The sequence below is a fragment of the Streptomyces sp. DSM 120436 genome, assembly GCF_055778765.1.
In genome coordinates, this window is the sequence record NZ_JBSKBS010000001.1 from 3,400,549 (window position 1) to 3,427,006 (window position 26,458).

General features: G+C 74.7%; 18 protein-coding genes and 2 pseudogenes. 13 read left to right on the forward strand and 7 right to left on the reverse strand.

The features are described from left to right. Positions 1 to 30: 30 nt before the first annotated feature. Positions 31 to 1,641, reverse strand: a complete 1,611-nt coding sequence (locus ACWH4W_RS15235; RefSeq protein ID WP_473076264.1) for an AMP-binding protein — start codon at positions 1,639 to 1,641, stop codon at positions 31 to 33. 117 nt (positions 1,642 to 1,758) lie between these two features. On the opposite strand from ACWH4W_RS15235, the gene ACWH4W_RS15240 reads away from it, so the two are divergent. The 3 genes from ACWH4W_RS15240 to ACWH4W_RS15250 are packed head-to-tail and all read left to right on the forward strand — an operon-like array spanning position 1,759 to position 4,147. Next, positions 1,759 to 2,886 (forward strand): acyl-CoA dehydrogenase family protein, encoded by a 1,128-nt coding sequence (locus ACWH4W_RS15240; RefSeq protein ID WP_473076265.1) that lies wholly within the window; start codon positions 1,759 to 1,761, stop codon positions 2,884 to 2,886. After that, positions 2,883 to 3,281 (forward strand): RidA family protein, encoded by a 399-nt coding sequence (locus ACWH4W_RS15245; RefSeq protein WP_473076266.1) that lies wholly within the window; start codon positions 2,883 to 2,885, stop codon positions 3,279 to 3,281. Before ACWH4W_RS15240 ends, ACWH4W_RS15245 begins: the two co-directional genes overlap by 4 nt. 41 nt (positions 3,282 to 3,322) lie before the next feature. Beyond that, the gene (locus ACWH4W_RS15250) at positions 3,323 to 4,147 is read left to right on the forward strand and encodes an alpha/beta fold hydrolase (protein ID WP_473076267.1); all 825 of its coding nucleotides are present in this window, start codon (positions 3,323 to 3,325) and stop codon (positions 4,145 to 4,147) included. A gap of 607 nt (positions 4,148 to 4,754) precedes the next feature. On the opposite strand, the gene ACWH4W_RS15255 is transcribed toward ACWH4W_RS15250, so the two are convergent. Then, the gene (locus tag ACWH4W_RS15255) at positions 4,755 to 4,949 is read right to left on the reverse strand and encodes a DUF5999 family protein (RefSeq protein ID WP_473076268.1); all 195 of its coding nucleotides are present in this window, start codon (positions 4,947 to 4,949) and stop codon (positions 4,755 to 4,757) included. 235 nt (positions 4,950 to 5,184) lie between these two features. Here ACWH4W_RS15255 and ACWH4W_RS15260 point away from each other — a divergent pair, with 235 nt between their 5' ends. Beyond that, positions 5,185 to 5,625, forward strand: a complete 441-nt coding sequence (locus tag ACWH4W_RS15260) for a DUF6299 family protein (protein WP_473076269.1) — start codon at positions 5,185 to 5,187, stop codon at positions 5,623 to 5,625. A 288-nt stretch (positions 5,626 to 5,913) separates the two neighbouring features. On the opposite strand, the gene ACWH4W_RS15265 is transcribed toward ACWH4W_RS15260, so the two are convergent. Beyond that, positions 5,914 to 6,975, reverse strand: coding sequence for a PucR family transcriptional regulator (locus tag ACWH4W_RS15265; RefSeq protein WP_473076270.1), 1,062 nt, complete (start codon positions 6,973 to 6,975; stop codon positions 5,914 to 5,916). 642 nt (positions 6,976 to 7,617) lie between these two features. Here ACWH4W_RS15265 and ACWH4W_RS15270 point away from each other — a divergent pair. The 3 genes from ACWH4W_RS15270 (at position 7,618) to ACWH4W_RS15280 (ending at position 15,714) form a co-directional block, all read left to right on the forward strand. Then, a complete protein-coding gene (locus ACWH4W_RS15270) occupies positions 7,618 to 9,663 on the forward strand; it encodes an SPFH domain-containing protein (protein ID WP_473076271.1) in 2,046 nt (681 codons plus the stop codon). 69 nt (positions 9,664 to 9,732) lie between these two features. Next, positions 9,733 to 14,667 (forward strand): DNA repair ATPase, encoded by a 4,935-nt coding sequence (locus ACWH4W_RS15275; RefSeq protein ID WP_473076272.1) that lies wholly within the window; start codon positions 9,733 to 9,735, stop codon positions 14,665 to 14,667. A 258-nt stretch (positions 14,668 to 14,925) separates the two neighbouring features. Further along, entirely contained in the window at positions 14,926 to 15,714 is a 789-nt protein-coding gene (locus ACWH4W_RS15280; protein WP_473076273.1) for an SGNH/GDSL hydrolase family protein, read from the forward strand. Here ACWH4W_RS15280 and ACWH4W_RS15285 read toward each other — a convergent pair. Together ACWH4W_RS15285 and ACWH4W_RS15290 are read right to left on the reverse strand one after the other, a co-directional pair. After that, a pseudogene (locus ACWH4W_RS15285) lies at positions 15,684 to 16,765 on the reverse strand (energy-coupling factor ABC transporter substrate-binding protein). The gene ACWH4W_RS15280 and the pseudogene ACWH4W_RS15285 overlap by 31 nt on opposite strands. Beyond that, a pseudogene (locus tag ACWH4W_RS15290) lies at positions 16,762 to 16,989 on the reverse strand (energy-coupling factor ABC transporter permease); the annotation flags it as partial. The pseudogenes ACWH4W_RS15285 and ACWH4W_RS15290, both read right to left, overlap by 4 nt. A gap of 198 nt (positions 16,990 to 17,187) precedes the next feature. On the opposite strand from ACWH4W_RS15290, the gene ACWH4W_RS15295 reads away from it, so the two are divergent. The 5 genes from ACWH4W_RS15295 to ACWH4W_RS15315 all read left to right on the forward strand — a co-directional run bounded on the left by ACWH4W_RS15295 (position 17,188) and on the right by ACWH4W_RS15315 (position 22,606). Further along, positions 17,188 to 18,777, forward strand: coding sequence for an ABC transporter substrate-binding protein (locus ACWH4W_RS15295; protein ID WP_473076274.1), 1,590 nt, complete (start codon positions 17,188 to 17,190; stop codon positions 18,775 to 18,777). A gap of 20 nt (positions 18,778 to 18,797) precedes the next feature. Then, the gene (locus ACWH4W_RS15300; RefSeq protein ID WP_473077505.1) at positions 18,798 to 19,766 is read left to right on the forward strand and encodes an ABC transporter permease; all 969 of its coding nucleotides are present in this window, start codon (positions 18,798 to 18,800) and stop codon (positions 19,764 to 19,766) included. Positions 19,767 to 19,843: 77 nt separating this feature from the next. Next, a complete protein-coding gene (locus ACWH4W_RS15305) occupies positions 19,844 to 20,749 on the forward strand; it encodes an ABC transporter permease (RefSeq protein ID WP_473077506.1) in 906 nt (301 codons plus the stop codon). Positions 20,750 to 20,934: 185 nt separating this feature from the next. Next, positions 20,935 to 21,954: an ABC transporter ATP-binding protein gene (locus ACWH4W_RS15310; protein ID WP_473077507.1), complete on the forward strand. Its 1,020-nt coding sequence runs from the start codon at positions 20,935 to 20,937 to the stop codon at positions 21,952 to 21,954. After that, positions 21,947 to 22,606, forward strand: a complete 660-nt coding sequence (locus ACWH4W_RS15315) for an ABC transporter ATP-binding protein (RefSeq protein WP_473076275.1) — start codon at positions 21,947 to 21,949, stop codon at positions 22,604 to 22,606. Before ACWH4W_RS15310 ends, ACWH4W_RS15315 begins: the two co-directional genes overlap by 8 nt. Before the next feature lie 40 nt (positions 22,607 to 22,646). Here the strand turns inward: ACWH4W_RS15315 and ACWH4W_RS15320 are convergent, their stop codons facing one another. Beyond that, positions 22,647 to 23,726, reverse strand: a complete 1,080-nt coding sequence (locus ACWH4W_RS15320) for a hypothetical protein (RefSeq protein ID WP_473076276.1) — start codon at positions 23,724 to 23,726, stop codon at positions 22,647 to 22,649. Between the two features lie 199 nt (positions 23,727 to 23,925). Between ACWH4W_RS15320 and ACWH4W_RS15325 the strand changes: the two genes are divergently transcribed. After that, entirely contained in the window at positions 23,926 to 24,432 is a 507-nt protein-coding gene (locus ACWH4W_RS15325; protein ID WP_473076277.1) for a hypothetical protein, read from the forward strand. Between the two features lie 32 nt (positions 24,433 to 24,464). On the opposite strand, the gene ACWH4W_RS15330 is transcribed toward ACWH4W_RS15325, so the two are convergent. After that, positions 24,465 to 26,375, reverse strand: a complete 1,911-nt coding sequence (locus tag ACWH4W_RS15330) for an SMI1/KNR4 family protein (protein WP_473076278.1) — start codon at positions 26,373 to 26,375, stop codon at positions 24,465 to 24,467. Positions 26,376 to 26,458: the final 83 nt, after the last annotated feature.

The window sequence follows — 26,458 nt, forward strand, 5'->3', positions numbered from 1 at the left end:
GGTCGTGCCCGTGGGCCGGCTTCCCCGGCATCAGCCCCGGTCGTCTCCGGTGCCGGCGCCGGAGCGCAGCCGGAACCGCTGGAGCTTGCCGGTGGCCGTGCGCGGCAGCGCGTCCAGGAAGACGATCTCCCGCGGGCACTTGTAGGGCGCCAGCTCCGACTTCACGAAGGCCCGCAGCGCCTCCGCGTCCCGCTCCGCCCCCTCCTCGAGCACCGCGTACGCCACCACGACCTGGCCGCGCGCCTCGTCGGGACGCCCGACCACGGCCGCCTCCACCACGTCCGGATGGCGCAGCAGGGCGTCCTCGACCTCCGGCCCGGCGATGTTGTACCCGGCCGAGATGATCATGTCGTCGGCGCGGGCCACGTACCGGAAGTAGCCGTCGGGGTCGCGGACGTACGTGTCGCCGGTGACGTTCCAGCCGTCCCGCACGTAGTCCCGCTGGCGCGGGTCGGCCAGGTAGCGGCAGCCGACGGGGCCGCGCACCGCCAGCAGTCCGGGTCGCCCGTCGGGCACCGGGACGCCGTCCGCGTCCTGCACGCGCGCCTGCCAGCCGGGCACCGGGACGCCGGTGGCGCCGGGGCGGGCGGCGTCGTCGGCGGCGGAGATGAAGATGTGCAGCAGTTCGGTGGCGCCGATGCCGTTGATGAGGCGCAGCCCGGTGCGGTCGTGCCAGGCGTGCCAGGTCGCGGCCGGCAGGTTCTCGCCCGCCGAGACGCAGCGGCGCAGGCTGGAGAGGTCGTGCCCGTCCGCCTCGGCCAGCATCGCGCGGTAGGCGGTGGGCGCGGTGAACAGCACCGACACCCGGTGCTCGGCGATCGCCGCCAGCAGCTGTGAGGGGTGGGCCTGTTCGAGCAGCAGCGCGCTCGCGCCCGCGCGCAGCGGGAACACCACCAGGCCGCCCAGGCCGAAGGTGAAGCCCAGCGGGGGACTGCCGGCGAACACGTCGTCGGCGACCGGCTTCAGGACGTGCCGGGAGAAGGTGTCCGCGATCGCCGGCACGTCCCGGTGGACGTGCACGCAGCCCTTGGGCTTGCCGGTGGTGCCGGAGGTGAAGGCGATCAGGGCGACGTCGTCGGCGGCGGTCGGCACGGCGTCGAAGGGGCCGTCGGGCGCCGGGCGGTGCAGCAGGTCGTCGCGCGCGTCGCCGCCGAACGCGGCGATGCGCAGGTCCGGGACCTCCGCCTCGACCAGGTCGTCGAGGGAGCGGACGTCGCACAGGGCGTGCCGCACCCTCGCGAGCGCGCAGACGGTGGCCAGCTCGTGCGGCCGCTGCTGGGCCAGCACGGTGACGGCGACCGCGCCCGCCTTCAGCACCGCCAGCCAGCAGGCGGCCAGCCAGGGCGTGGTGGGCCCGCGCAGCAGCACCCGGTTGCCGGGCACCACCCCGAGGTCCCCGGTGAGCAGATGGGCCAGCCGGTCCACCCGGGCACGCAGCTCCCCGTACGTCCAGACCCCGCCGTCGGGCGTGCGGAACGCCGGGCGGCCGTCGGGGTGGCCGCGCAGCAGCTCGGCGGCGCAGTTCAGCCGCTCGGGGTAGCGCAGCTCCGGCAGGTCGAAGAGGAGCTCGGGCCACTCGTCCGGTGGCGGGAGACGGTCGCGGGCGAAGGTGTCGACGTGCGCGGTGAACCGTGGACCCATGTCGATGCGCCCCCTCGGCGTGGTGGGCTCGCCTCAGGAGCGTATCGCGTTGGTGACGGCAGTCAACGGCCCGCGATAACCTCGGCGGTGGCCCACTGGCGAGGGAAGGGACCGGCGGTGACCGCATTCTCGCTCGAACCGGCACAACTCGCCCGGTGCGCGGAGCTGCGCGCCCTGGCCGCCGAACGGCTCCGCCCGCTCGCCGACCAGGGTGAACCGGGCCGCGTCAACCGCCCCCTCGTCGTCGAGCTGGGCGCTCTCGGCCTGCTGTCCCGGCTGTTCGCCTCCGGCGCGCTGGAGCTGTGCCTGATGCGCGAGTCCCTCGCCCGGGCGTGCACCGAGGCGGAGACCGCCCTCGCCCTCCAGGGCCTCGGCGCCCACCCCGTGCACGCCCACGGCAGCCCCGCACAGCGCGAGCGCTGGATCCCCCGGGTGAGCGAGGGCACGGCGGTCGCGGCCTTCGCCCTGTCCGAACCGGGCGCCGGCTCCGACGCGGCCGCGCTGTCCCTGAGCGCGGAACGCGACGGCCCGCACGGGTGGCGGCTCACCGGCGAGAAGTGCTGGATCTCCAACGCCCCCGACGCCGACCTCTACACCGTCTTCGCCCGCACCACCCCCGGCGCGGGGGCGCGCGGGGTGACCGCCTTCCTGGTGCCCGCCGACCGGCCCGGCCTCACCGGCAGCCGCCTCGACATGATCTCCCCGCACGCCCTCGGCGCCCTGCGCTTCGACGGCGTGCCGGTGACCGCCGCCGACGTCCTCGGCGAGCCCGACGCGGGCTTCCGGGTCGCCATGGACACCCTCAACCTGTTCCGGCCCAGCGTCGGCGCCTTCGCCGTCGGGATGGCGCAGGCCGCCCTGGACGCCACCGTCGCCCACACCGCCCGGCGCGACGCGTTCGGCGGCCGGCTCAAGGACCTCCAGTCCGTCGCCCACCAGGTCGCCGAGATGTCCGTGCGCACGGAGGCGGCCCGCCTGATGGTCTACGCGGCGGCCACCGCGTACGACGAGGGCGCCGCCGACGTGCCCCGGCGCTCCGCGATGGCGAAGCTGCTCGCCACCGAGACCGCCCAGTTCGTCGTCGACACGGCCGTGCAGCTGCACGGCGCGCGCGCCCTGTGCCGGGGCCATCTGCTCGAACACCTCTACCGCGAGGTCCGCGCCCCCCGCATCTACGAGGGGGCGAGCGAGGTCCAGCGCGGCATCATCGCCAAGGAGCTGTACAAGACCCTGGAGGCCCGGTGACCGCCGAGCGCGTCAACCCGCCCGACCTGTCCCCGCCCGCCGGCTTCTCGCACGCCGTCGTCGCCACCGGCTCCCGCGTGGTGTTCCTGGCCGGGCAGACCGCCCTCGACGGCGACGGGAAGGTCGTCGGCGACACCCTGCCCGAGCAGTTCGCACGCGCCCTCGGCAACCTGCTCACCGCGCTCCGCGCCGCCGGCGGCACCCCCGCCGACCTGGCCCGCGTCACCGTCTACGCCACCGACGTCGCCGCCTACCGCGCGCACGCCCGCGAGCTCGGCCGCCTCTGGCGGGACCTGGCGGGCCGCGACTACCCGGCGATGGCGGTCGTGGAGGTGGCCCGGCTGTGGGACGAACGGGCGAGGGTGGAACTCGACGGATTCGCCGTGCTGCCGTGAGCCGCCGGGCGAGGTCGCGCCGTTGCTCCTAGCCTGAGGCGATGCCGGAGATCGAGCTGAGCGCGGGCACCGTCGAGTACGAGGACACGGGCGGCGAGGGGCCGGTGGTCGTGCTGCTGCACGGCCTGCTGCACGACGCCTCCGTCTGGCGTGGCGTCGTCGCCGAACTGCGCACCGACCACCGTCTCGTCGCCCCGACCCTCCCGTACGGGGCGCACCGCAGGCCGATGACCCGACCGCCCACACCGGACCTGGTCAACGAGCTGATCGCCGAGTTCCTCGACCGGCTGGACCTCAGGGACGTCACCCTCGTCGAGAGCGACTGCGGCCGCGCCCAGACGGTCGCCGCCCGGCACCCCGAACGGCTGGCCCGGCTGGTGCTGATCTCCTGCGAGGCCTTCGACAACTACCCGCCGGGCCTGCCCGGCAAGACGATCGCCCTCGCCTGCCGCGTCCCCGGCGGCATCCCGCTCCTGGTCCGCGCCCTGGGCTGGAAACCCCTGCGCCGGCTGCCCGTGGGCTTCGGCGCGCTCACCAGGCGCCCCCTGCCGGACGACCTCGTCCACCGCTGGCTGCGGCCCCTGCGCACGGACCCGGCGATCCGCCGCGAGGTCCGTCACTACCACACGCACGTCCGGCGCACCGAACTCCTCGAAGCCGCCCAGGGCCTGCGGTACTTCGACCGCCCCGCCCTGGTCGTCTGGGCGTCCGAGGACCTGGTGATGCCCCGCGAACACGGCCGCCTCCTGGCCGAACTCCTGCCGCGGGGACGCCTGGTGGAACTGAAGCACACCCGCACCCTGATCGCGCGGGACCGGCCCGGCCGGCTCGCCTCGCTGCTGCGGTGGTTCGTGGCGGAGGGGTGAGCGGGCGGCCCGCCGACTCGCGCCGCCGGGCCGTCGGCCCGGGGCGCCGCCGGCCCCGCGCGACCGCGTGGGACGGCGACCGGGGGCGGTCGGGGAGCAGGTGCGGGCCGCTCGGCGATCGGGCATACGGCGGGGCCGGCCGTGCGGCGGAGTGGGACGACGACCGCCGGGCGGCCGGGGGTGCGGAGGGCCGGCCGCGTGGCGGTGGCCGGGAGACGGCCGGCCGGGCAGGGGAGCCTGGCGGCCCGTGAGGCCGGACGGCACCCCGAGCGGTCGGGCCGGCCGGGGCTCGCGACGACCGCGGTCCGCGTCCAGGCGCGTGGGTGGTGCCGCAGGTGGGGGGGCGGCGGGGTGCGGTCTCCGGCCGGTCGGGCCGGTGGCGCCCCGAGCGGGGTGGGGCCGTGACCGATGCGCCGACCGTCGCTCGCGACGACCGCGGTCCGCGTCCAGGCGCGTGGGTGGTGCCGCAGGCGGGTGGCGGCGGGGTGCGGTCTCCGGCCGGTCGGGCCGGTGGCGCCCCGAGCGGGGCGGGGCCGTGACCGATGCGCCGGCCGGGGCGGTACGCGGCTCCGGCCCCGCGACGTGCGGCTCCGGCCGCGGGCCGTGCTCAGGCCGTGACCGTGAGCCCTTCCGCCGGGAGCCGGCGTGGGGCGACCGCGCGGCCGTCGGGCCGCAGTTCCCCCGTGTCGTCGAAGACGATCGCGCCGTCGCACAGCAGGCTCCACCCCTGTTCGGGGTGGGCGGCCACCACGTGCGGGGCGGGGGAGTCGGGCTGCGGGCAGGACGTCCGGTGGGCACACATGGCGCACCTCCACTTCGGTGGGACGATCCGAACACGTCGTACGCCACGACCATGCGCCGCCCGCACCGCCCGCCGGAACGGCCCCGCGGGGACCGTGACGGTCCGCGGACGATGCCGGGACGGTTCCCCGACGGCCGATGCGGCTCCGCCACCGAAGGGTGACGATGAGTGGCCGCGCCCCCGTGCGGCGGGTACAGCTGGAGGTCCCTCTTCCGCTCACTTCGGAGGTCTCCCCATGCCTGTACGCCCCCTCCTCGGCACGGCGGCCGGCGCCGCGCTGCTGCTGCTCACCGCCGCCGCGGCCCCCTCGGCGACGGCCGCGCCGTCCACCCCCGCGGAGTACGTGACGGTCGACCCGGAGGGCGGGATCGCCGCCGACGGCACCGTCACCCTCACCGGCACCTACCGTTGCGTCGACGGCACCGGCCCGGTCTACGTCAGCTCCTCGGTCAACCAGAGCACGCCCCACGTCAGCTACGGCATCGGCGGCTCCGTCGCGGTGTGCGACGGAGAGGAGCACCGCTGGCAGAACAGCGGCAAGGCCCCGCGGAACGCGCTGACGGCGGGCCCGGCCCGGGTGGAGGCCACGCTGATGGAGCTGCGCGGCAGCGGACTCCTGATCATCCCCGTCCCGCACGCCGTCGGCCGCCACGACGTCACCCTCGTCGAGGGCTGACCACGCGCCCCCGGCGGGCCGCGCCTGCAGGGCCCGGAAGCACCCCCGCCGACGTGCCGCCGGGCGCGACCGCGGCGACCGGGAGGCGGCGGTCATCGTGCGCCCGCGCGGCCGCGGTCCGCTCCGCCCCCTCGTGCCGCTGGGCCTGCGCCCGGCCCGCCGGCCGCTCGCCCGCGAGGTCGCCGGGGTCCTGGACGCCGCCGCCCGGGGCCGCGACGCCCAGGTGCCCTGCCTGACGGTCCCCGCCCCGAGGACCCGCGCCGCGCCGTCCCCGCGCAGCGGCGCCGCTCAGGCCGCCGAGTCCGGCCAGTCCAGCAGCCGGGCCCCGATGACCGCCGTCTGCAGCATGTAACGGTGCGCCGGGTCACCGGGATCGGCGCCGGTGAGCCGGTGGATCCGCTCCAGCCGGTACGTCAGCGCCCGCACGCTCAGCGACAGCCGCCGGGCCGCCTCGGCGGCGACACAGCCCGAGTCGAAGTAGGCGGTGAGCGTGTCCAGCAGCGGCCCGGCCCCGCCGCGCGCCTCGGTCAGCGGGCCCAGCGTGTGGTGCACCAGGTCGGCCATGGCCTGCCGGTCGCGGGCCAGCACCGGGTAGACCAGCAGGTCGGAGGCGCGCAGCACCGGGTCGTCCACGCCCAGCCGCTCGGCGATCTCCAGCGCGTTCAGCGCCTCCTCGTACGACTGCACCACCCCGCCCGGTCCCGGCTGTGGGCGGCCGATGGCCACCTGGCCGCCGTCGGTGGCGGCGTGCGCCTGCTTGGCGAAGTGGGTGAGCACGTCCCGCTGGTGACCGGGCGCGATGCACAGCAGCCGTCCGTCCTTGGTGGTGAGCAGGATGCTGCGGTCACCGAACCGGGTGACCAGGGCACGCTCCACCTGACGGGGGACCGGGTCGCCCTCCTCGTAGGCGACGGGGCCGCGGGCGACGGCGACCGCGTGCTCGTGGGACAGCCGCAGCCCGAACCGCTCGGCGCGCTCGGCCAGCCGGCCCAGGTCGCTGCGGCCGTAGAGCAGGTCGTCGATGAACTCCCGGCGTGCCGCCTCCTCCTGACGGACCGCCAGTCGCTGTGCCCGCTCGTACCCCTCGGCGAACGCGTCCACCACCTGCTGCACGGCCGAGAGCGCGCCGTCGGCCGCGTCCGTGCCGCGGGACGGCCACGCGCCGCGCGCGGCGGCGAGGTGGGCGATGACGAGGGAGCGCAGTCCGAAGCCGGCCTCCGCGGCCTGTTCCCCGAGGGCGCGGCGGGAGGCGAGCTCGTCGCGGGTGAGGCGTCTGCCCGTGGCCGCGACCTCGGCCAGTATCTGGGCGTACCCCTTCAGATACTGCTCCGGAATCTCTCGTTCCGACACGTCGTCCCCTCGAGTCTTGACGTAATCCTGATGCGTCCATGGCAGCTCACCGGCATGCAGACCCTAGTGAACTTTGCCGGAAACCGGCAATGCGCGGTGCGGGCCCGGCCGGGCAGCATGGCTCGCGGGGAGCACTGCGAAGGTTCCGGTGCCGGACACCGGCAGGTGTCCGTGCCGGAACCCGGAGGGGAGCGGTGCTGCCCGACGCCATCGACCGGTGCGTCATCGGCCGGTGCGTCATCGGCCTTTGTGTGAAAAGACGTTGTGCGGAAGGGGGGGGCGGGCATGCACGGCTTCGTGAAGAGCGCCGACGGCCTGGCCGCCCCCCGTCGCACGGGGCCGCTGCACCGCACCGCCCCCGACGAACCCCGGCCGTCCCGGTCCCCGCGCACGCGCGGTGCGGACCGGGGCGGCGCGGCGCGCCCCCACGCGGAAGGCAACCCTCCGCGCCCGGCGCGAAACCGCGCGGACGGCTGACGCCGTCTCCTCCACCGCCTGACGTCACCGCCTCGCCCGCACGCGAGGCCTCCCACCCTTGAGGCGCCCCGCACACGAGGCGCCACACCCTTGAGGCGCCCCGCACACGAGGCGCCGTCACAGATCCGACTTCTGCCCGTAAGTCAGCCCAGAAGGACGTGTCCCATGGATGCCGCCACCGTGGGCATCGCCGTACTCGTCGGCGCCGCCCTGTTGCTCGTGCTCATCGGTCTGCTGCTCGTCACCAAGCTGTTCCGCAAGGTGGAACAGGGCAAGGCGCTGATCGTTTCCAAGCTCCGCAAGGTCGACGTGACCTTCACCGGCTCGGTCGTGCTGCCCGTGCTGCACAAGGCCGAGGTGATGGACATCTCGGTGAAGACCATCGAGATCACCCGGGCCGGAAAGGAAGGACTGATCTGCCGGGACAACATCCGGGCGGACATCCGCATCACGTTCTTCGTCAAGGTCAACAAGACCGTCGAGGACGTCGTCAAGGTCGCCCAGGCCGTCGGCACCGCCCGCGCCAGTGACCGCAACACGCTCCAGGAGCTGTTCCACGCCAAGTTCTCCGAGGCGCTGAAGACCGTCGGCAAGCAGATGGACTTCACCGACCTCTACACCAAGCGCGAGGAACTGCGGTACCGCATCATCGAGGTCATCGGCGTCGACCTGAACGGCTACCACCTCGAGGACGCCGCGATCGACTACCTGGAGCAGACGCCGCTCACCCAGCTCGACCCCGGCAACGTCCTCGACGCGCAGGGCATCCGCAAGATCACCGAGCTGACCGCGGTGGAGCACGTCCGCACCAACGAGGCACAGCGCAACGAGGAGAAGGAGATCACCCGGCAGGACGTCGACGCGCGCGAGGCGATCCTGGAGCTGCAGCGCCGGCAGGCCGACGCGGAGATCAAGCAGAGGCGGGAGATCGAGACCGTGCGCGCCCGCGAGGAGGCGGAGACCGCGCGGGTCGTCGAGGAGGAGCGGCTGCGGGCGCAGAGCGCCTTCCTGCGCACCGAGGAACAGCTCGGCGTGCAGCGGGAGAACCAGGCCCGCGAGGTCGCCGTCGCCGCGAAGAACCGCGAGCGGGTCATCGCCGTGGAGAGCGAGCGCATCGAGAAGGACCGCCTGCTGGAGGTCATCGCCCGGGAGCGGGAGACCGAACTGACCCGGATCGCCGCGGAGAAGGAGGTCGAGGCGGAGAAGCGGGAGATCGCCGAGGTCATCCGCGAGCGCGTGGCGGTGGACCGCACGGTCGCCGAGCAGGAGGAGTCCATCAAGAGGCTGCGGGCCGTCGAGGAGGCGGAGCGGCAGCGTCAGGCCGTGATCATCGCCGCGGAGGCCGAGGCACAGGAGAAGCTGGTCAAGGACATCAAGGCCGCCGAGGCCGCCGAGCAGGCCGCCGCGCACCGCGCCGCCGAGGAACTCACCCTGGCCGAGGCCCGGTTGAAGACGGCTGACCTGGACGCCAAGGCCAAGCTGCGGCTCGCGGAGGGTGTTCAGGCCGAGTCCGCCGCCGAGGGCCTCGCCGCCGTCCAGGTGCGCGACAAGGAGGCCGAGGTCATCGAGAAGGCGGGCCGTGCCGAGGCCGGGGCCACCGAGGCCCGGCTGCGCGCGGAGGCCGAGGGTGCCCGGGCCAAGGCGGTCGCCGAGGCGGAGGCCGTCTCGGGCAGGCTGCGCGCCGAGGCGGCAGGACTCACCGAGAAGGCGGCGGCGATGGCCGCGCTCGACGAGGCGTCCCGCGGTCACGAGGAGTACCGGCTGCGGCTGGAGGCCGAGAAGGACGTCCGGCTCGCCGGTCTGGACGTGCAGCGGCAGGTCGCCGAGGCCCAGGCCACCGTGCTCGCCACCGGCCTGGAGAACGCGGACATCAACATCGTCGGCGGCGACTCGGTCTTCTTCGACCGCCTGGTGTCGTCCATCGCGCTCGGCAAGGGCGTGGACGGCTTCGTCCAGCACTCCGAGACCGCGCAGGCCCTCGCCGGGCCCTGGCTGGACGGCTCCGCGAGCTTCACCGACGACCTGAGCCGGATCCTCGGCTCCGTGACCACCTCCGACGTGCGGAACCTCACGGTGTCCGCCCTGCTGATGAAGCTGATGCAGCAGGGCGGCGAGAACACCGGGCAGTTCAAGCAACTGCTCGACAAGGCGGGTGAGCTGGGCCTGGCGGACACGCCGCTGGCCGTGCTGAACGGCCGCAGCAGGGCCTGACCACCACCCGGCCGGGAGCCGCCGCACAGGGGACGGCGGCTCCCGGCCGGGCCTTCCCGAGAGGCAGCCATGACCACCGGCACCCACGAGCCCACCCACGACGGCGTCCGCCCCGCCCCGGACGCCTCCGGCACGGCGGTCGACGGCGGCGCCTACCAGGTGCTGCGCGACCGCCTCACCGACCGCGCCCGCGAACTCGCCCGCCGCGCCGAGGCGCTGAACCGGCGCCGGGCCGAGGAGTTCGGCGCCCCCGAGCTGCGCCTCACCGGCGCCGAGCGGCTGCGCACCGAGCGCACCGCCGTGCCCCGCGACATCGTCGCCGTCGGTGACGTGCTGCTCCTCGGCTACGAGACCCGGCCCCGCCCGGAGCGGGAGACCACGGTCGGCGACGTCCTCGCGCTCCACGACCGCGGCCTCGGCCGGCTGCCCCAGGACGCCGTGCCCGGCCTGCTCGACGACCCCGCCTTCGTACGGGAGTTCGCGGCCCTGCACCGCTACTACCGGCAGGCCCGCCTGCTGCGGCTGCGCCGCGTCGAGGGCAGGCTGCTCGCCGTCTTCCAGACCGGTGAGAAGGCCGGCGACATCCGCGTCCTGCGCTGGTCGGTGTCCGAGGACGGCCGCGCCGCCTTCCTCGACGCCCGCGGCGACCGCGACCACGCGCGCGTCCCGCCCGCCGACGTGGAGTGGACGCCCGCCACCCGCGAGGACCACGTCCTCGGCCGCCACCCGCACGTCTCCGTGCGGGGCGAGGTCTTCGTCGACACCCTCGGCGGCACCCTCACAATCAAGGCGGAGAACGACACCGGCACCCCCGACGGCATCCACAGCGAGCCCGTCGACGAGCCCCTGCAGTCCCTCGCCGACGCCGACATCGCCCACGCCCGCGTCGGCCCGCTGATCCTGCTGCGGATCCTCCCCTACAAGGAGACCGCCCCCCGCCACCTGGTCTTCCACACCCTCACCCGCACCGTCGTCCGCCTCGACGGCATCGGACAGGGCTGCCGCCGGCTGCCCGAGGACCAGGGCATCGTCTTCCCCGGCGGCTACTGCCTCGCCGCCGGCAGTCACAAGACCTACGACCTCGACACCGATGGCATGGAGTTCGAGCGCGAGGTGCGCTCCCCGTACGGCGAGGACGTGCTCTACGCCTTCCACGCGCCCGCCCGCGGACGCGCCCTGCTGCTCTCCTACAACCAGATCCGCGAGGCCGTCGCCACCCCGATGGCCTGCCACGGCTGGGCGCTCTTCGACGACGGCCGCCTCACCCTGCTGCGTCCCGAGGGCGACGAACCCGCCCGCGTGCACCCGGTGCAGCTGTGGGACACGCCGTACCCGTCGGACGCGCGCGCCGCCGCGCGGCCCGTGGGGGAGGGGCCGCTGGCCCGGGTGGGCAACGCCGACCTGGTGCGCGGCGTCTCCGACTGCCTGTCCCTGGCCCGCGCCGCCGCCGAGACCACCCCCACCGCCGGGATCTACGCGACCCTGGCCGCCGCCTGCGTGCGCGCCCTGGACACCCACCACTGGCTGGGCGATCCCGAGGTCGGCGACCTGCGCACCCCGCTGGAGGAGGTGCGCGCCACCGCCGAGCAGGTGCTCGCCGAGTTCGAGACGGTCACCGACCTCACCCGCCGGGCCGCCGACGCGCTCGACGAGGCGGCCGCGCGGATCGCGTCCGTGGTGCGCCGGCTGCGCGGCGAACAGCCCCGCGAGGCCGCCGTCTGGGTCCGCGGCCTCACCGAACTCCGCCAGGCCCAGGGCCACCTGCTGACCCTGAAGGAGATGCGGTACGCGGACCACGAGCGGATCGACGCGCTGGCCGCCGAGGCCGACGACGACCTCGCCTCCTTCGGGCAGCGCGCCGTCGCCTTCCTGGCCCGCGCGGACGCCTTCGCCGCCCACCACGCCGGCCTGGAGCGGCTGCACGCCGACATCGAGGCGGTCACCACCACCGCCCAGGCCGCCCCGCTCGCCGAACGCCTCGACGAACTCGCCGACGGACTGCGCACCGTGACCGAGGTGGTCGCCGGGCTCGACATCGCCGACGCCACGGTCCGCACCGGCGTCCTGGAGCGCGTCGCCGACGCCCTCGGCGGCGTCAACCGCGCCCGCGCCACGCTCGACGCCCGCCGCCGGAGCCTCCTCGACCGCGAGGCGCGCGCCGGTCTCGCCGCCGAGCTGACCCTGCTCGGGCAGACCGTCACCGGCGCCCTCGCCGCGGCCGGCGACCCCGAGGCCTGCGACGACCAGCTCGCCCGGGTCCTCGCTCAGCTCGAGGAAGTGGAGTCGCGGTTCGCCGAGTTCGACGACGTCCTCGGTGAACTCGCCGACAGGCGGACCGAGATCCACGACGCGTTCGCCGCCCGCAAGCAGAGCCTCACCGACGCCCGCGCCCGCCGCGCCGGACAGCTCGCCTCCGCCGCCGGACGGGTGCTGGAGACGGTCGTCCGCCGCAGCGCCGCGCTCCCCGACGCCGACGCGGTGAGCACCTACTTCGCCTCCGACCCGCTGGTCGCCAAGGTCCGCCGCAGCGCCGACGACCTGCGCGCCCTCGGCGACCGGGTGCGCGCCGAGGAACTCGACGGCAGGCTGCGCTCCGCCCGCGAGGAGGCCGCCCGCGCCCTGCGCGACCGCACCGACCTGTACGCCGACGGCGGCCGCACCCTCCGCCTGGGCGCGCACCGCTTCGCCGTCTCCACCCAGCCCTTCGACCTCACCGTCGTCCCGCACGAGGACGGACTCGCCCTCGCCCTCACCGGCACCGACTACCGCGCCCCCGTCACCGACCCCGCCCTGCTCGCCGCCCGCCCGTTGTGGGACCGGCACCTGCCGTCCGAGTCGCCGCGGGTCAGCCGCGCCGAGCACCTGGCCGCCCGGCTGCTGCACGAGCACGGCCCGGACGCGCTCGCCGGCGCCGACGACCTCGCCGCCCTGGTCCGCACGGCTGCCGAGGAGGCGTACGACGAGGGGTACGAGCGGGGCGTCCACGACCACGACGCCACCGCGCTCCTGACCGCCCTGCTGCCGCTGTACGACGGCGCCGGCGCCCTGCGCCACGCCTCCGCCGTCCGCGCCCACGCCCTGCTGTACTGGGCGCACGGCACCACCGAGCAGGAGCGCGCCGGCCTCACCCGCCGCGCCCGCTCGCTGGCCCGGGTCCGGGACGCCTTCGGAGCCCCGCCCGCGCTGGACGCGCTGCGAGGCGAACTCGCCCGCGCGGTGGGGGAGTGGGACCCGGACGCGCCCGTCCGCCCTCAGGCGTGCGCCGCGTACCTCTTCGACGAACTCACCACCGGGCCCGAGGGGTTCGTGATCAGCGCCCGCGCCCGCACCCTGCTCGACACGTTCCGCCGCACGGTCGCGGGCGAAGCGTACGACGAGGACCTCACCGCCCTCGGCGACCTCGCCGCGCGCCGTCAGCTCGTCGAGGCGTGGCTGACCGCGTACACGCAGGCGACCGGCGAGCAGGGGGACGCCGGGGACCTCGCGGAGGCCGTGGCCGCCGAGGTGTGCCCGGACGTGCCCCGCCACGAGTCGGACGCGCCCCTCACCGTCACCGTCGAGGGCCTGGTCTCCACCCATCCGCGCATCACCGACCGCCGGCTCACCCTCCGCCTGGACGAGTTCCTCGCCCGCACCGACGCGTTCCGGGCGCGTGAGGTGCCGGCCTTCCGCGCCTTCCAGCGGCGCCGCGCGGAGCTCGTCACCGCCGAGCGCGCCCGGCTGCGCCTGGACGACCACCGGCCGCGCGTGACGGCCTCGTTCGTGCGCAACCGGCTGGTCGACGAGGTGTACCTGCCGCTGGTCGGCGACAGCCTCGCCAAGCAGCTCGGCACCACGGGAGAGTCGGCCCGCACCGGCACCGGCGGACTGCTGCTGCTCCTGTCCCCGCCCGGCTACGGCAAGACGACCCTCATGGAGTACGTCGCCCACCGCCTGGGCCTGGTCCTGGTGCGGATCAGCGGCCCGGCGCTCGGCCACGGCGTCACCTCGTTCGATCCGGCCCAGGCGCCGAACGCCACCGCCCGCCAGGAGGTCGAGAAGATCAACTTCGCGCTGGCGGCGGGCAGCAACACCCTGCTGTACCTGGACGACATCCAGCACACCTCGCCCGAGCTGCTGCAGAAGTTCATCCCGCTGTGCGACGCCACCCGCCGGGTGGAGGGCGTGTGGCAGGGCGAGCCGCGCACCTACGACCTGCGCGGCAAGCGGTTCGCGGTGTGCATGGCCGGCAACCCCTACACCGAGTCCGGCGAGGTCTTCCGGGTCCCCGACATGCTGGCCAACCGGGCCGACGTGTGGAACCTCGGTGACGTCCTCACCGGCAAGGAGGACGTCTTCGCGCTCAGCTTCGTGGAGAACGCGCTCACCGCGAACCCGGTGCTCGCGCCGCTGGCCGGACGCGACCGCGCCGACCTGGACCTGCTGATCCGGCTCGCCTCCGACGACCCGACGGCCCGTCCGGACCGCCTGGTCCACCCGTACGCGCCGACCGAACTCGACCGCGTGCTCGCGGTGTTGAGGCATCTGCTCACCGCCCGCCGGACGGTCCTCGCGGTCAACGCGGCGTACATCGCGTCCGCGGCCCGCTCCGACGACGCCCGCACCGAGCCGCCGTTCCTGCTCCAGGGCTCCTACCGCAACATGAACAAGATCGCCCAGCGGATCCAGCCCGTCATGAACGACGCCGAACTGTCCGCCGTCGTCGAGGACCACTACACCGCCGAGGCCCAGACCCTCACCACGGGCGCCGAGGCGAACCTGCTGAAGCTCGCCGAACTGCGCGGCACGCTCACGCGCGAACAGGCCGCCCGCTGGGCGGAGGTGAAGGCGGCCCACGTCCGCACCCTCACCCTGGGCGGCCCCGACGACGACGCCCTCGCCCGCGCGGTGGCCGCCCTCGCCCTGCTCGGCGACCGCATCGCGGCCGTCGAGTCGGCGATCACGCGCGCGGCCGGTCCCCGGCGCCTCCCGGCGGGCCCGCCGCGGCAGGACGCAGACGGCTGAACCGGCCTCGCCGGGAAGCCCGGACGCCGGGCCGCACCCCGTGCGGCCCGGCACGTTTTCGCGTCACGAAATTGACCTGAAAACGGCGGAGTCGAGGTTTGGCCACGCGCGGAGCAGGTTCGGCCACCTCAGTATTCGGATCATTCCGGATGACTTCCCGACCGGTAGTTACCGCACGGTATTCCGCCCTGCTACAACTCCTGTTGCTCCCTCAACTACCGTCGCGAGTTTCGTCGTGAAGGGCGGACACACGTGTCAATGCGTTCACTGGGAACCACGCTCGCCACCCTGATCCTGGGTGCCGCGACCGTCCTCGGCCTGGCCCACCCCGCCGCGGCCGCCGGCCACCACTACGTGGCGCTCGGCGACTCCTACTCCTCCGGGGTGGGCGCCGGGAGCTACACCTCCGAGAGCGGCGACTGCAAGCGCAGCACCGCCGCCTACCCGCAGCTGTGGAGGAACGCCAACGCCCCCGCGTCCTTCAGGTTCGCCGCCTGCTCGGGCGCGACGACGACGAGCGTGGCCTCCACCCAGCTGAGCGCGCTGTCCTCCACGACCACCCTCGTCAGCGTCACCGCCGGCGGCAACGACGTCGGCTTCGCGGACGTCATGCAGACCTGCGTGCTGCAGAGCGAGGCCACCTGCGTCTCCCGGGTCAACACCGCCGTCTCGCAGGTACGGAACACCCTGCCGGGCAAGCTCGACTCGCTGTACTCCGGCATCCGCGCCCGCTCCCCGCAGGCGCACGTGGTCGTCCTCGGCTACCCGCGCTTCTACAAGCTCTCGGGCAGCTGCATCGCCGGACTCAGCGAGACCGAGCGCTCCGCGATCAACAACGCCAGTGACGTGCTCAACGGGGTGATCGCGAAGCGCGCGGCCGACGCCGGGTTCACCTACTCCAGCGTGGTCGACGAGTTCACCGGTCACGAGCTCTGCTCGGGCGACGCCTGGCTGCACAGCGTCACCCTCCCGATCGGCAACTCCTACCACCCGAAGGCCGCCGGCCAGTCGGGCGGCTACCTGCCCGCCTTCCGCTCGGCCGTCTGACCCCGGCCCGCGTCCCCGCGCTCCGGCAGGGCGGCCCGCGCCGCCGGCTCCTGCGGGCGCGGGGACCGACGTCCGCGGCGGCCCCCGGCCCCCGCGCCCGCAGGAACAGGCCGGCCGCCACGCCCCACGGCAGCCTGAGCCCCGCCGCGAGGAGGTCCCGGCGGGACAGCACCTTCGCCGCCGGGCCGGTGTGCGCGCCCGACGGGGCCAGCAGCGCCGCGTCGTCGGCCCAGCGCAGGGCGGGGGCCACGTCGTGCGTGGCCGTCACCACCGTCGTGCCGCTCGCCCGCAGCCGGCCGAGAATGGCCGGCAGCCGCTCCTGCCCGTCCGGGTCGAGGCCCGCCGTCGGCTCGTCCAGGATCAGCACCCGGGGCCGCATGGCGACCGCGCCCGCGATCGCCGTCCGCTTGCGCCGCCCGTACGACAGCAGATGCGTGGGCCGGCCGGCGAGCGCGGAGATGTCCAGCGCCTCCAGCGCCTCCGCCACCCGCGCCCGCACCTCCGTGTCGGACAGGCCCGGGTTCAGCGGTCCGAACGACACGTCCTGCCCCACGGACGCGGCGAACAACTGGTCGTCAGGGTCCTCCACCACCGGCTGCACGGTGGTGCGCAGCGCCGTCAGCCCCTCGCGGTCGTACCGCACCGCACGACCGGCGAGGCACAACTTCCCGCCGCCCGGCCGCAGTCCGCCGCTCAGCAGCCGCATCAGCGTGGTCTTGCCGCTGCCGTTGCGCCCCAGCAGGGCCGGCGCCCGCCCCTCGCCCTGCCGGCGTCCGCGCAGCAGCCCGAAGCAGGGGGCCAGGACGCCCGCGCCGATCGCGGCCTGGAGGGCGAACAGCGCCGCCTCGGTCTCGCCGGACGGCGGTTCGTACAGCGGGGAGAACCACGGTTCGTGGCCGGGGTCGATCTCGGTGACCGCGGTCCCCGCCTCGCCGTCCGCCCCGGCGAACGGTTCCTCCTTGTCGTCCCCGAGCCCGAACACCGGCGGGATCACGGTGAGGGCGGCGACGAGCAGCAGAAGCAGGGAGCTGATCCTCGCCTCGCGGCTCATCGGGCCACCGCCCCGGCGGACCCGGCGCGCTCGCCCCCGGCGACCGAGGTGACCGGCACCCCGAGCCGGGTCAGTTCGCCCCTGCTGGACCGCACCAGCAGCCGCATCACCAGCACGGTCAGCAACCCCTCGCTGACCGCGAGCGGGATCCGCGTGACGGCGGATACGGAACCGAACGCGCCCAGCGCGCCCAGGAACCCGCTGCCCGGGTCCGGGAAGACGAGCCGGTGACAAGCGGTGACGGGCGCGCGGACGGCGCCCGGCGGCGTGTGATCCGGCGCACACCTGTGCGTCCGGAACGTGCCGCGTCCGTGCCCGGAGCGGGGGACTGATCGGACGACTAGGGGGCCGCCGTCCTGGGCAGGGTCTTGCTGCAATTAATATGCAACAACGATTTCCGGGCAACAGGGATGTGAGGTTCGATGACGACCCGACGTATACGGGGAGCCGCCGCCGTGCTGGCGACGGCCGCGGTGGCCACCGCCTGCTCGGCGCCGGGCTCCGGCACCGCGGACGGCGCGGCGGCCGCCGAGTCCGTCGTGATCGGCGTCTCCACCGAGCCGGACACCCTCAGCCCGCTGCTCGGCTACGGCAAGGACGGCAACTCCAAGCTCTTCGACGGGCTCCTCGCCCGCAACGCCGACCTGAGCCTCAAGCCCGCGCTGGCGAAGGCGCTCCCGACGATCACGGACGGCGGCCGCACCTACACCTACACCCTGCGCGAGGGTGTGAAGTTCAGCGACGGCAAGCCGCTCACCGCGCGCGACGTCGTCTTCACGTACCGCACGGTGCTCGACGACGCCACCAACAACACCGCCAAGAGCGAACTCGCGGCCGTCAAGGACGTCCGGGCGGTGGGCGACGACACGGTCGTCTTCACCCTGCACCACCCCTACACGCCGTTCGCGGCCCGCACGGTGCTGCCGATCGTCCCCGAGCACGTCGCCGGGAAGCAGGACCCCAACACCGGCGCCTTCAACACCGAGCCGATCGGCACCGGACCGTACGTCCTCGCCGACTGGCGCAAGGGCGAGAAGCTCACCTTCAAGGCCAACCCGCACTACTGGGGCGGCGCCCCGAAGGTGAAGAAGCTCACCATGGCGATCGTCGGCGACGACGACGTCCGCGCCACCCGGCTCCGCTCCGGCGACCTCGACGGCGCGGTCCTCCCGCCCAACCTCGCCGCCACCTTCAAGAGCGACGACGACAAGAAGACGTACCGGGCCACCTCCTACGACTTCCGCGCCGTCACCCTCCCCACCGGCAACCCCGTCACCGGCGACACCGCGATCCGCCGCGCCCTCGACCTCGCCGTCGACCGGCAGGCCATGGTCGACAAGATCCTCGACGGCGCCGGCCGCCCCGCCTACGGCCCGCTGCCGCTCGACGACCCGTGGTTCGCCGAGGACGTCGAACGGGACCAGGACCTCGCCGAGGCCGGCCGCGTCCTCGACGCCGCCGGCTGGACGAAGGGCGAGGACGGGATCCGCGCCAAGGACGGCCGCCCCGCCCGCTTCACGCTGTACTACCCCTCCGGCGACAAGGTCCGTCAGGACCACGCCCTCGCCTACGCCTCCGACGCCAAGAAGGCCGGCATCGACGTCAAGGTGGAGAGCGCCACCTGGGAGGTCATCGAGCCCCGCATGCACCGGGACGCCGTCCTCGCCGGCTTCGGCAGCACCGGCGACCCCGACTTCGGGCTCTACACGCTCCTGCACTCCTCCCTCGCCGGGGACGGCTTCAACAACATGCCCCACTACGACAACCCCGCCGTCGACCGGGCCCTCGAGACCGGCCGCCGCACCCAGGACCCCGAGGCGCGCAAGGCCGCCTACGAGGACCTCCAGCGCGCCCTCGTCAAGGACCCCGGCTACACCTTCCTCACCCACATCGACCACATGTACGTGCTCGCCGACCGCTGGAAGGGCCTCACCACCCAGACCGAACCGCACGAGCACGGCTTCGCCGCCGGCCCCTGGTGGAACGTCGAGGACTGGCAGCCCGCGGCATGACCCACGCCCCCTGGCGAGCCATGGCACGGCTCACGGCGCGCCGCGCGCTGTACGCCGTGCCGGTGCTCCTCGTCGTCACCTTCGGCGTGTTCGCCGTCGCCGCCGCCTCCCCCTTCGACCCGGTCAAGGGGTACGCGGGCACCGCAGCCCTCGGCGCCGACCAGGAGACCCTGGACCGGCTGCGGGAGAACCTCGGCGTGGACCAGCCGTTCACCGCGCGCTGGTGGGACTGGCTGGCCTCCGCCCTCGGCGGCGACCTCGGCCAGTCCGCGGTGATGCGCCAGCCGGTGGCCGAGGTGATCGGCGAACGCCTGGTCTGGTCGACGCTGCTGTGCGCCGTCGCGTTCGCCGCAGCGGTCCTGCTCGGGACGGTGCTCGGCGTGCTCGCCGCCCGCCGCCCCGGCTCCCTCGTCGACCGCGCGGTCACCTCCGCCGCGTACGTCCTGGAGGCCGCGCCCGTCTTCTGGATCGCGCTCCTCGCCGTGTGGCTGTTCGCCCTCCAGCTCGACGTCCTCCCGGCCGGCGGCCTCACCGACACCGGCAGCGACCGGGTCACCTTCGGCGGGCTGGTCCAGCACCTGGTGCTGCCCGCCGGCGTCCTCGCCGTCTCCCAGCTCCCCTGGTTCACGCTCTACGTCCGCGAGGGCGTCGGCGACGCCCTCGCGGAGGACCCCGTACGCGGGGCCCGGGCCCGCGGCCTGAGCGAACGCACCGTGCTGCTGGGCCACGCCCTGCGCTCCGGACTGCTGCCGGTGCTCACCCTCATCGGCTCCCGGGTGCCGGAACTCATCACCGGGGCGCTGCTGGTGGAGACCGTCTTCAGCTGGCCCGGCATCGCCTCCGCCACGGTGGAGGCGGCCACCGCCGTCGACTTCCCGCTGCTGGCCGCGCTGACCACCCTCGCCACCGCCGCCGTCCTCGCCGGCAACCTGCTCGCCGACCTGCTCTACGGGCTGATCGACCCGAGGGTGAAGCTGGAGGAGATGTGACGCCCAAGGCCGACGCCGCCGCGGCGGCGAACCCCGTCGAGACGGCCGCCGGGAAGACGGCCGCCGAGGAGACGGTCATCGGGAAGACGGTCATCGGGAAGAGGGCCGCCGGGGGACCGGCCGCCTCCGCGTGGCGCGCGCACGGCGCCGCCCGCCGCTCCACGCACGTCCTGCGGCTGCGCGTCTCCGCCGCCCTGGTCGCCGTGACCGTGCTCGCCGTGCTGCTGGTCCCGCCGCTGGCCCAGCTCGACCAGCAGGCCGTCGACCTGGCCGCCAAGCTCGAACCGCCGAGCTGGGCGCACCCGTTCGGCACCGACGACGTGGGCCGCGACCTGCTGCTGCGCTGCGTCTACGGGCTGCGGGTGTCCCTGCTGGTGGGCGTGGTGGCCGCGCTCACCGCCACGGTGATCGGCACCGCCGTGGGGGCCGTTGCCGGCGCCCTCGGCGGCTGGGCCGACCGCCTGGTCATGCGCCTGGTCGACACCCTGTCCTCCGTGCCGCACCTGCTGCTCGGCATCTTCATCGTGGCCATGTTCCGGCCGGGCGTCTGGCCGGTGGTGATCTCCGTCGCCCTCACCCACTGGCTGTCCACCGCGCGCATCGTCCGCGCGGAGGTGCTGTCGCTGCGCTCCCGGCCCTTCATCGACGCGGCCGTCTCCGGCGGGGCGTCCCGGTGGCGGGTGACGGTACGCCACCTGCTGCCGGGTGTGCTGCCGCAGGCCGGCCTCGCCGCCGTCCTGATGGTCCCGCACGCCATGTGGCACGAGTCGGCCCTGTCCTTCCTGGGCCTGGGCCTGCCCACCCACACCGCGAGCCTCGGCACCCTCATCCAGGGCGCCCGCGGCTCCCTGCTCGCCGGGCAGTGGTGGCCCACCCTCTTCCCCGGCCTGTTCCTGATCATCCCCACCCTCGCGGTCGCCGGCCTGGCCGGCGTCTGGCGTGAACGGATCAACCCGCGCCGCCGATCGGAGCTGATGCTGTGACGTCGGAACACGCCGTGACACCGGCGCAGTCCTTGCGGAAGACCGGCCCGTCGGAGGCCGAGGCCGCGTCTGTCCCGTCGGAGGCCGAGGCCGCGTCTGTCCCGTCGGAGGCCGAACCCGCGTCCGCCCTGCCGGCGGCCGCACCCGCTCCCGTCCCGGCGGCCGCACCCGCTGCCGCCCCGTCGGTGGAATCCGCCGCCGCCCCGTCGGCGAAGGAGACGGCCCCCCTCCTCTCCGTCCGCGGCCTCTCCGTCCGCTTCCTGCTGCCCGGCGGGCGCCGCGTCGCCGCCGTGTCCGACGCGTCGTTCGACGTGGCGCCGGGGGAGTGCCTCGCGCTGATCGGGGAGAGCGGCTGCGGCAAGTCCGTGCTGGCGTCCGCCCTGCTCGGCCTGCTCCCGGCCAACGCACGCACCGCCGGCCACGCCCGCCTGGGCGACCTCGACCTGCTCACGGCCGACGAGCGGACCCTCGCCCGCACCGTGCGCGGACGCCGTGTCGGCCTGGTCCCGCAGTCCCCGGCGGCGCACCTCACCCCGGTGCGCACCATCCGCGCGCACATCGAGGAGACGGTCGCCCGCCTCACCGGCGCCCGCGGCCGTGCCGCCCGCCGCGAGGCCGCCGAACGGGCCGCCGAACGCGCCGAGTTCCCCGTGGACCACCTCGACCGCCACCCGCACGAACTCTCCGGCGGCCTGGCCCAGCGCGCCGCGACCGCCCTCGCGCTGATCGGCGAGGCGCCGCTGCTGCTCGCGGACGAGCCGACCACCGGCCTGGACCGCGACCTGGTGGACCGCACGGTCGACGAACTGCGCCGTCACGTGGACGACGGCCACGCCCTGCTGATGATCACCCACGACCTGGCCGCCGCCCAGCGCATCGCCGACCGCGTCGCGGTCATGTACGCGGGCCGCATCGTCGAACTGACCGACGCGGACGCCTTCTTCGGCACCCCGGGCCCCCGCCACCCCTACAGCCGCGGCCTGCTGGAGGCCCTCCCCGAACGGTCCTTCACCCCCATCCCCGGCCTGCCCCCCGAACTGGGCAGCCTCCCCGAGGGCTGCGCCTTCGCCCCCCGCTGCGACCGCGCCACGGACGCCTGCGCGGCCCTCCCGCCCCTCACGGCGCCGGTCGCCTGCCACCACCCGGTGCAGGCCCCCGCCGACGTCGCCGAGGCGGCCCGCACCCCGGAGGACATCCGTGCTTGAACTGCGCGCCGTCACCGCCGGCTACGACCGCCGCGCCCCCGTCGTCCGCGACGCGAACCTCACCGTCGCCCCGGGCGAGGCGGTGGGCCTGCTCGGCCCGAGCGGCTGCGGCAAGTCCACCCTCGCCCGGGTCGCCGCCCTGCTGCACCGCCCGGACGCCGGCCAGGTCGTCCTCGACGGCACCCCCGTCCGCGGCTTCCGGCACCGCGCCCCCCGGGAGCAGCGCACCGCGATCGGCGTGGTGTTCCAGCAGCCCCGCCTCGCCGCCGACCCCCGGCTGCGCCTGGCCGACCTGATCGCGGAACCCCTGCGGGCGACCGGCCGGCGCGCCTCGGCCGCGGACCGCGTGACGGAACTGGCCGGCACCGTGGGCCTCACCCCGGACCTGCTCGGCCGCCGCCCCCACGAGGTCAGCGACGGGCAGCTCCAACGCGCCTGTCTGGCGCGGGCGTTGGCCCTGGAGCCGCGCTGGCTGGTGTGCGACGAGATGACGGCGATGCTCGACGCGTCGACCACGGCCGCGCTGGTGCGCGTCGTCGAGGACTACCGCGCGGCGACGGGCGCGGGACTGCTGTCGGTCGGCCACGACCGCACCCTGCTGAACCGCTGGTGCGACCGTACGGTCCCCTGGGAGGCGGTGGCCGCGGGCTGACGCCCGGACGGCCGAGGCCCGCCTCCCGGGGAGCGGGTCATCACAGCTGGACGTCGCCCACGAGGTCCGCCTCCTCGAACGGGGCGTCCCCGAACTCCTGGTCCCCGAACTCCTCGTCCGCGAGACCACCGCCGAAGGCGCCGGAGAGGATGTCGTTCATCATGTCCTCGAGGCGCAGCTCGGTCGCCCCGGCGGGCGCCTCGGGCTTCTCGCCCTCGCTGACCCGCAGCACCAGCGCCAGCTTCTTGACCTTCGCCTTCTCCGCCAGCTCGGCGAGGTCGACGGACACCTCGGTCAGCTCGCCGTTCTTCAGAGTGAAGTCGGCGCTGACCTTCTTGTTCGGGACGTCCTTGAAGTCCTTGGCGGTGGGCATCTCGTCGCCGCCCGGCAGCTCCTTCTGCAGCGGCCGCAACGCGTCGAACAGCTCGGTCAGCAGGGTGCGGAACGGCGCGGTCGCCGTGATGCGCTCGGTGCCGTCCGGACCGTCGGAGGTGGTGAGGTCGACCTGCTCGGCGACGGCCTTCTTCAGCGCGTCCGTCAGCTTCTTCTGCGTCGTGGCGTCGAGGCTGGGCTCGGCGGAGGGCTCCTCGCCGCCGGGGTCCTGCGCCCCGGACAGGCCGTCCCTGGTCCTTTCGATCTCCTTCTGGGAGAGCTTGATCCACTCGCCGTCGAGGAGCTTCTTGAACGCGCCCGCCCCATCCGGCAGTTCACTGGCCGGCGGCAGCGGGCTGCCCGACAGCTCCGTGAGCGTCGCGGCGTCGACGCGGACGTAGAGGTAGTCGCCGACCAGCCGGTACTCGAGGAGGGCGCCGTCCGGGCCGCTGACCTTCATCGCCATCGCGGTGAAGTCCTTCTCCCCGGACTTCTTGATCGGCTTCTTCGAGTGCACGGAGACGCTGATCCTCGCCTCGGTGAGCAGCTCGACGACCTCGTCGGACATCTCCTCGCCCGGCGCCGACGCCTCGGCGTCCAGCGCCTTCAGGGAGGCGGCGTCGGTGTCGAGGTCCAGTTCGAAGGCGAGCGAACGCCCCTCACCGAGCTGCTCGAAGGCGTTGTCCAGCTTCTGTCCGGCGGACAGGTTCTCCACGGTCCCGCAGGCGGCGGTGCCGGCGAGGACCATGCCGGCGACGGCGGTGGTGGTCAGGGTCTTGCGCAGCGCAAAAATGACGATCTCCTTGTCAAACGACCGGTGCGGTCGTCAAGGGAGACGCCCGACCAGTGGGAACGGTTGTATGACGTAAGTAAGTTCACCGGCGAACAGGCCCCGCGGGCGGGCGCGGACGCGACTCACCGGCCCGCCCGCGGGGAAGAACCCGACCATGTCCACTCACACGACGGCCGCCGGAGTCCAGGTCTGCTCCCTCAAACGGGACACCCCGCAGACGATCCCGGCGAACAGCCCGTACACGGTCATCCGATTCCCGTTCGGGTCCGCCGAGTCCAGCGACCGCTTCGCCATGCACCAGGTGAACCAGCCGGACGGTCACGTCGTCACCGACTGGGACTCCGACCCCCGATCCGGTCTGATATGGCCGAGCGTCGCCGGCTGGGGCACCCTGTACGCGATGATCCAGTGGGAGGCCGGAGGCTACGACGAACTCCGCGACCAGTTCGTCCGCGACCCGCTCGGCCTCACCCCGAACCCCAACGACACCACGGCCACGGAACACCGTCCGCCCAGCCCCGGCATGCAGTGCTGGACCAAGAGCTGGGGCATCTTCGTCGACCCGTCCGTCCCCCTCGCCGTCCGTGCCACCCACGACGACACCGTGGCCCGCGGGATCGTCCTCGCGGAGTTCAAGCTGGTGATCCACGAGGCCGCCTGACCCGCCCCGGCCGAGGGCTTCCCCGGCCGGGGTCATCGCGGGCTGATGCGGACCGTGGCGTACGCGAAACCCTCCCCCTCCCGGGGCGCACGGTTCCAGGACCGCGTGGTCAGGTGCGGCAGGATGCCCTCGGTCAGGGCGTGCCGGGGCAGGGACAGGCCGAACGCGTCCTGCACGGCGGCCAGCAGGCGCCGCTCACGGTCCGCGTCGTCGACACCGAGCAGGACATGCTCCGGATCGAGCGCCCGGGGCACCGGCCCCGAGCGCTCGACGTCCGTGCCGCGCAGCGTGTACGCGTACAACTCCTCGCCCCGCTCGGCGACCGACAGGTGGAACATCACCGGAACGTCGCCGCGACCGCGGCGTACCCACAGCACCACCGCCCGGCCTTCGTGCGAGGCGCCGGCGGCCGGGGAGACGAAGAGGGCCCCCGGCCCCGACACCCGCGGGTCCGTGTCGAAGCCGAACGCCCACCCGGAACCCGCCCGGCCCACCGCCGGCACGGCCCGGTCCTCCCACCGCTCCCAGCCGTCCCGCAGCCTGATCTCGTGGACGGCGTGGGGGAACCACCCGGCGGGACGACCGGGCGGAGCGGTCAGGCCCGCGCCCCCGTCCTGCCCGACCAGGCCGGGCAGCGCCTCCGGCTCCACGCCCTCCACCCACAGGCACCGGTAGGAGCCGTGCGGGACGTTCCCCCACCGGGACTCCGCCAGCCAGCACAATCCCGGCGGGTCCAGGTCCGGCACCGGCTCTGGCACCGGGCCCGTACGGCCGGCCCGGGGCGTGGCCAGCAGCTCCAGCCCCCGCTCCCGCGTCACCACCGGCCCCAGGACCGGGTCGGCCAGCAGACCGAGCGGCACCAGCAGGTCCGGCGCGGGCGGCGACCAGGACGGCAGCGCGGCGCGGACGACCCGCCACGCGGTGTCCGTGTCACCCCATCGCGCCGCCTCCCTCGCCTCGGCGACCGCCTGTCCGAAGGCGCCGTCCGGTGCGTAACGGTGGGAGCCGTCGCGCACCCGGGCGAGGATCTCGTCGGCCGCCGCCCGGACCACGTCGTCGGTCTCGGCGCCCAGCACGAACGGGCGGGCGCGGCCAGGGAAGCGGCCGTCCCGCACATGGGCGAGGGCCATCACGGGCACCAGGTCGTCCACGCACCGTGGATCGGCGACGAGCCCGCCGAAGTACACGTTCCCGTACCCGGCGCCCCGCGCCATCGTGTCGAGCTGTTGCAGCATGCCCCAGGCTCCAGGCCGCCCGTAGCGCCGCGCGACAGTCAGCAGGTCCCGCGCGGCCTCCCACCTCCCGCTCAGCGCCTCCTCCCGCGCCCGCTCGACGTCGGCGTCCAGGGCGCGGGTGGTGTCGTTCACGAAGCCCGGAAGCTGCGCCCGGTCGGCGTGGAAGGACTCGTACCTGCGCTGCATGTAGGCGCGGAACGACGGATAGCGGTCCGGTTGCTCGCCGCTCCACCCCTTGTAGACGTAGAGGGCCCACTCGCCGTCCTCGTCGGTGTCGCCCGGGTCCAGCAGCACGTAGGACATGTCGGAGTCGGTCTCCAGCTGCAGGGCCCGCTCCCACATCCCGGCCGCCAGCACCTCCTGCTGGGTCGACCGCTCGTGCAGGCTGCTCCGGTAGAGCGGCGTCATGTCGAACGGATCCCCGAACCAGCCGATCTCGTGCACCGCCCCCAGCCGGTAGATCGAATCGTCGTCCAGCCGCCAGCCGTTGCTGGCCAGGAGGAACTCCCGGTAGGACGGAGGCAGCCGGGTGCCCAGACGCCGCTCGGCGTCGGCCACCTCCGCCTCGGACGCCGGGGGTTCCTCCAGCCTCAGCTCGGCGAGAGTCCTCTCCCCCTCCGCCAGCTCCACCGCCTCGTCCTCGCTCGGCACCCACTCGTCCCGCCAACGCCGAAGGAACGTCCGCCAGTCGAACCCGTTGTCGCTCACCCGCCGATGGTGACAGCCCCCACTGACACCGCGGTCCCCGAAGTTCCGTCCGGTGGTGACGGACGTGGACGAAAGCCGGACGG

Bases quoted from the DNA above. Each gene is read 5' to 3' on its own strand.
- ACWH4W_RS15235 (WP_473076264.1), bottom strand. From the start codon at position 1,641: ATGGGTCCACGGTTCACCGCGCACGTCGACACCTTCGCCCGCGACCGT.
- ACWH4W_RS15250 (WP_473076267.1), top strand. From the start codon at position 3,323: ATGCCGGAGATCGAGCTGAGCGCGGGCACCGTCGAGTACGAGGACACG.
- ACWH4W_RS15255 (WP_473076268.1), bottom strand. From the start codon at position 4,949: ATGTGTGCCCACCGGACGTCCTGCCCGCAGCCCGACTCCCCCGCCCCG.
- ACWH4W_RS15260 (WP_473076269.1), top strand. From the start codon at position 5,185: ATGCCTGTACGCCCCCTCCTCGGCACGGCGGCCGGCGCCGCGCTGCTG.
- ACWH4W_RS15270 (WP_473076271.1), top strand. From the start codon at position 7,618: ATGGATGCCGCCACCGTGGGCATCGCCGTACTCGTCGGCGCCGCCCTG.
- ACWH4W_RS15275 (WP_473076272.1), top strand. From the start codon at position 9,733: ATGACCACCGGCACCCACGAGCCCACCCACGACGGCGTCCGCCCCGCC.
- ACWH4W_RS15280 (WP_473076273.1), top strand. From the start codon at position 14,926: ATGCGTTCACTGGGAACCACGCTCGCCACCCTGATCCTGGGTGCCGCG.
- ACWH4W_RS15295 (WP_473076274.1), top strand. From the start codon at position 17,188: ATGACGACCCGACGTATACGGGGAGCCGCCGCCGTGCTGGCGACGGCC.
- ACWH4W_RS15300 (WP_473077505.1), top strand. From the start codon at position 18,798: ATGGCACGGCTCACGGCGCGCCGCGCGCTGTACGCCGTGCCGGTGCTC.
- ACWH4W_RS15320 (WP_473076276.1), bottom strand. From the start codon at position 23,726: ATGGTCCTCGCCGGCACCGCCGCCTGCGGGACCGTGGAGAACCTGTCC.
- ACWH4W_RS15325 (WP_473076277.1), top strand. From the start codon at position 23,926: ATGTCCACTCACACGACGGCCGCCGGAGTCCAGGTCTGCTCCCTCAAA.